Consider the following 4,528-nt stretch of genomic DNA (forward strand, 5'->3'; position numbering starts at 1 on the left):
CGGGCCGGGCGCGCTGGATCGAGGAGCCGGGCCTCGTCCACGGCTTCCTCCGCGCCCGCCACCGCGTGCCCCGCGCCGCGGCGAGCTTCGCCCGCATCCTCCAGGCCACATCCGCCATGGCCCACGACCGCTTCGCCACAGCCCGCCCGGGCTGAGACACGCCGCAGCCGTCGCCAGAAGGTCGCTGGGAAGACAGACGGCCCGCCCGTGCCGCGGCAGGACGACAGGAACACTGCAGGAAGGCCCCCATGACCAAGCCCAACATCCTCATCCTGATGGTCGATCAGCTGAACGGAACGCTCTTTCCCGACGGGCCGGCCGACTGGCTGCACGCGCCGAACCTGAAGCGGCTCCCGGAAAGGCGGGCCGGGTTTCGAACAGCTATACGGCCAGCCCGCTCTGCGCCCCGGCGCGGGCCTCCTTCATGTCCGGCCAGCTGCCCTCGCGCACCCGGGTCTATGACAATGCGGCCGAGTTCGCCTCGGACATTCCCACCTTCGCGCATCATCTGCGGCGGGCCGGCTATCAGACGGTGCTCTCGGGCAAGATGCATTTCGTGGGGCCCGACCAGCTACACGGGTTCGAGGAACGGCTGACGACCGACATCTATCCCGCCGACTTCGGCTGGACGCCGGACTACCGCAAGCCGGGCGAGCGGATCGACTGGTGGTATCACAACCTGGGCTCCGTCACCGGCGCCGGCGTGGCCGAGATCACCAACCAGCTCGAATATGACGATGACGTGGCGCATCAGGCGATCCAGAAGCTCTACGACCTGTCGCGCGGCGCCGACCCGCGGCCCTGGTGCCTGACGGTCAGCTTCACCCATCCCCACGATCCCTTCGTGGCGCGCCGGAAATACTGGGCCCTCTACGAGGACCATCCGATGCTCGAGCCGCCCGCCGCCATCCCCTATGAGGCCCAGGACAGCCACTCGCGCCGTCTGATGGATGCCTGCGATTTCAAGGCGTTCGATATCGCGCCCGAGCAGGTGCGCCGCGCGCGGCAGGGCTATTTCGCCAATATCTCCTATGTCGACGACAAGATCGGCGAGATCCTCGCCGTGCTCGAGGCCTCGCGCCAGGAGGCCATCGTCGTCTTCGTCTCGGACCATGGCGAGATGCTGGGCGACCGCGGCCTCTGGTTCAAGATGAGCTTCTTCGAGGGCTCGGCCCGGGTGCCGCTGATGGTCGCGGCTCCCGGCCTGCCCTGCGGGCGGATCGAGGCGCCGGTCTCGACCATCGACGTGACGCCCACGCTCTGCGCGCTGGCAGGCATCGACATGGGCGAGATCGCGCCCTGGACCGATGGGGTCAATCTGGTTCCGCTGGCCGAGGGCTGCGCCCGCCCCGAACCCGTGTTCATGGAATATGCCGCCGAGGGATCGATCACGCCGCTGGTGGCGATCCGGGAGGGGCGCTGGAAATATGTCCGCTGCCTCGCCGATCCCGAACAGCTGTTCGACATCGAGGCGGATCCCGGCGAGCGGACGGATCTCGCGGCCGATCCGGCCCATGCGGACACGCTGGCGCGGCTGCGGAGCCTGTCGGAGGCGCGCTGGGATCTCGCGGCCTTCGACGCGGCCGTGCGCGAAAGCCAGGCCCGGCGCTGGATCGTCTACGAGGCGCTGCGGCAGGGCGGCTACTACCCCTGGGATTACCAGCCGCTGCAGAAGGCCTCCGAGCGCTACATGCGCAACCACATGGATCTGAACGTGCTCGAGGAGAGCAAGCGCTTCCCGCGCGGCGAATGAACCGCCCGCGGCCTCGTCCGCGGCAGCGCCGTGGGCAGGGGTTCGATGCCCCTGCCCACGGCTCCCCCTCCGTCCGGCAGCCCGGCAGGGCCGGCGGCGTCTCCTACGGCAGGGTGCGCTCGAGGGCGGCCGCGTCGTAGCCGCTCCGCTCGAAGAGATCGCGCGCCGCGCGCAGCTCCTCGGGCGCGATCTCCGGGTCGCGGTGCAGCACCCAGCCCGCGATCCGCGTCGGCGTGCCGACCACGAGCGTGCGCCCGTCGCGCGACTGGCCGAGGATCCAGTAGTCCCCGCCGAAGGGCACGCCCTGCAGATCCACGGTCAGCTTGCCGGGCGCCACCACCTGCGCCGTCCCCGAGATCTCGCGCAGCGTGCCGCCCACCCGGCAGCGGTTGGTCAGCGCGATACGCCCGTCCGGCAGCGGCTGGTAGTCGGCCGTGGTGCCCCTGCAACCCTTCTGGAACGGGGCGGGATAGCTTGCCACCTCATGCCAGCGGCCCGCGAGATCGACCGGCTGCACCGCCGGATCGAGGAAGAGGGGCGCCCCCAGCCAGCGCTGCGAGGGCACATGCCGCTCGCAGGCCGCCAGCGCAAGAAGGGCGAGCAGGGCCACAGCTTTCATCCGGATCTCCCTTGTCCTTTGTCGCCAATCCCGAGGGCCCGGCACCCGCGCCGCGCCCCCTCACCGTCTCCGTCTCCACCGCCCGCGGTCAGGCGGCGTCGAGCAGCCCCCGGCCCCGCAGCAGCGCCTCCACCCCCGGCATCCGGCCGCGGAAGGCGGTGTAGAGCGCCTCCGCCTCCTCCGACCCGCCCGCCGAGAGCACATGCCGCTCGAGCTTCCGCGCCATCTCGGGATCGAAGGCCCCGCCCGCCTCCTCGAAGGCCGCGAAGGCGTCCGCATCCATCACTTCGGACCACATGTAGCTGTAATAGCCCGCCGAATAGCCGTCGCCAGAGAAGACATGCGCGAAATGCGGTGTCGCGTGGCGCATCCGGATCGCCTTCGGCATCCCGAGCCCCTCCAGCACCTCCGCCTGTTTCGCCATCGGATCGGCCGGAGGCGCGCCCTCGTGAAAGGCCAGATCCACCATGGCGGACGAGATGAATTCGACCGTGGCAAAGCCCTGATCGTAGGTCGAGGCCGCAAGCAGCCGCTCCCGCATCTCGGGGGGCATCGGCGCCCCGGTCTGCCAGTGCCGCGCATGGGCCTCCAGCACCTCCGGCACCTCCAGCCAATGCTCGTAAAGCTGGCTCGGCAGCTCCACGAAGTCGCGCGCGACCGACGTGCCCGAGATATAGCCGTAGGTCACGTCCGACAGCATCTGATGCAGCGCATGGCCGAATTCGTGGAACAGGGTGCGCGCATCGTCCCAGGAGAGAAGCGCGGGCTCGCCCTTGGCGAAGTTGCAGACATTGACCACGATCGGCCGCACCTCGCCGCCGAGCTTGCGCTGCCCGCGCATGGTCGAGCACCAGGCGCCCGACCGTTTCGAGGACCGCGCGAAATAGTCGCCAAGGAAGACGGCCATGTGCCGCCCCCCGCGCGTGACCTCCCAGGCCCGCACGTCGGGGTGATAGAGCGGCACGTCGAGCGGCCGGAACTCCAGCCCGAACAGGCGCCGGGCGCAGTCGAAGGCCGCCTCGATCATCCGCTCGAGCGGCAGGTAGGGCTTCAGCGCCGCCTCGTCGAGATCGAACTCCGTCGCGCGGCGCTTCTCGGAATAATAGCGCCAGTCCCAGGGCTCGAGATCGCCGTTGATCCCGTCGCGGTGCATCATGGCCTCGAGCACCGCCCGGTCCGCCTCGGCGCGGGCCTTGGCGGGCGCCCAGACCCGCAGCAGCAGCTCGCGCACCGCCTCCGGCCGCTTGGCCATCTCGGTCTCGAGCTTGTAGGAGGCGAAGTCCGGGTAGCCCAGAAGCTGCGCCCGCTCCGACCGAAGCGCGAGGATCTCGGCCGCGACCGCCCGGTTGTCGGAGGCATTGCCGTTCGCGCCCCGCGCCACCCAGGCCTCATAGGCCCGCCGCCGCAGCTCCCGCCGGGGCGAGAACTGCAGGAAGGGCACGATCAGCGAGCGGTTGAGCGTGACGACCGGCCCTCCGGCACCGCGCTCGGCACCCGCCGCCCGCGCGGTCTCGATCACGAAGTCGGGCAGCCCCTCCAGATCCTCCTCGGCGAGCGCCATCGTCCAGTCGCGCTCATCGGCCAGCAGATTCTGCGAGAAGGTCGTGCCCAGCACCGCGAGCCGCGCCTTGACAGCTGTCAACTTCTCGGCCTCGGCCCCCTCGAGCTCGGCGCCCGAGCGCACGAACATCCGCCGATAGAGCATCAGCACCCGCTCCTGCTCGGGCGACAGGTCCAGCGCCTCCCGCCCCTGCCAGAGCGTCTCGATCCGCCGGAACAGCGGGCGGTTGTTCACGATCTCGGAGGAAAAGGCCGACATCTTCGGCGCAAGCTCGCGCTGCAGCGCCTCGCGCGCCGCGTTGCTGTCGGCGCCGGCGAGGTTGTAGAACACCCCCGCCACCCGGTCGAGCGTCTCCTCGGCCAGCTCCAGCGCCTCGATCGTGTTGGCGAAGCTGGGCGCCTCGGGATTGTCCGCGATGGCCGCGATGGCCCGGCGCGCCTCCTCGAGCCCCGCCTCGATGGCAGGGCCGAACTGTTCGTCGCGGATCTCGGCGAAGGGCGGCAGGGCAAAGGGCGTGGTCCAGGGGGCGAGCAACGGATTGGGCATGACGGGTCTCCTTCGCCCTCAAGGCTAGGGCGCGACCCGCCCGCCGTCC

2 protein-coding genes and 2 pseudogenes are annotated in these 4,528 nt (G+C 70.4%); 2 read left to right on the plus strand and 2 right to left on the minus strand.

Annotated features, from left to right (window positions below; translation table 11 throughout):
• Both A9O63_RS23310 and betC read left to right on the plus strand, forming a co-directional pair.
• Positions 1–155 (plus strand): annotated as a pseudogene (locus A9O63_RS23310) (esterase); the annotation flags it as partial.
• A 93-nt stretch (positions 156–248) separates the two neighbouring features.
• Positions 249–1,753, plus strand: a pseudogene (gene betC / locus A9O63_RS07855) (choline-sulfatase).
• Positions 1,754–1,856: 103 nt separating this feature from the next.
• On the opposite strand, the gene A9O63_RS07860 reads toward betC, so the two are convergent.
• Both A9O63_RS07860 and A9O63_RS07865 read right to left on the minus strand, forming a co-directional pair.
• On the minus strand, positions 1,857–2,372 hold the full coding sequence (locus A9O63_RS07860; RefSeq protein WP_069331426.1) for a lipocalin family protein: 516 nt from the start codon (positions 2,370–2,372) through the stop codon (positions 1,857–1,859).
• Between the two features lie 88 nt (positions 2,373–2,460).
• A complete protein-coding gene (locus tag A9O63_RS07865; RefSeq protein WP_069331427.1) occupies positions 2,461–4,479 on the minus strand; it encodes a M3 family metallopeptidase in 2,019 nt (672 codons plus the stop codon).
• Between the last annotated feature and the right edge of the window lie 49 nt (positions 4,480–4,528).

Source organism: Cereibacter johrii, from assembly GCF_001720585.1.
Classification (GTDB): domain Bacteria; phylum Pseudomonadota; class Alphaproteobacteria; order Rhodobacterales; family Rhodobacteraceae; genus Cereibacter_A; species Cereibacter_A johrii.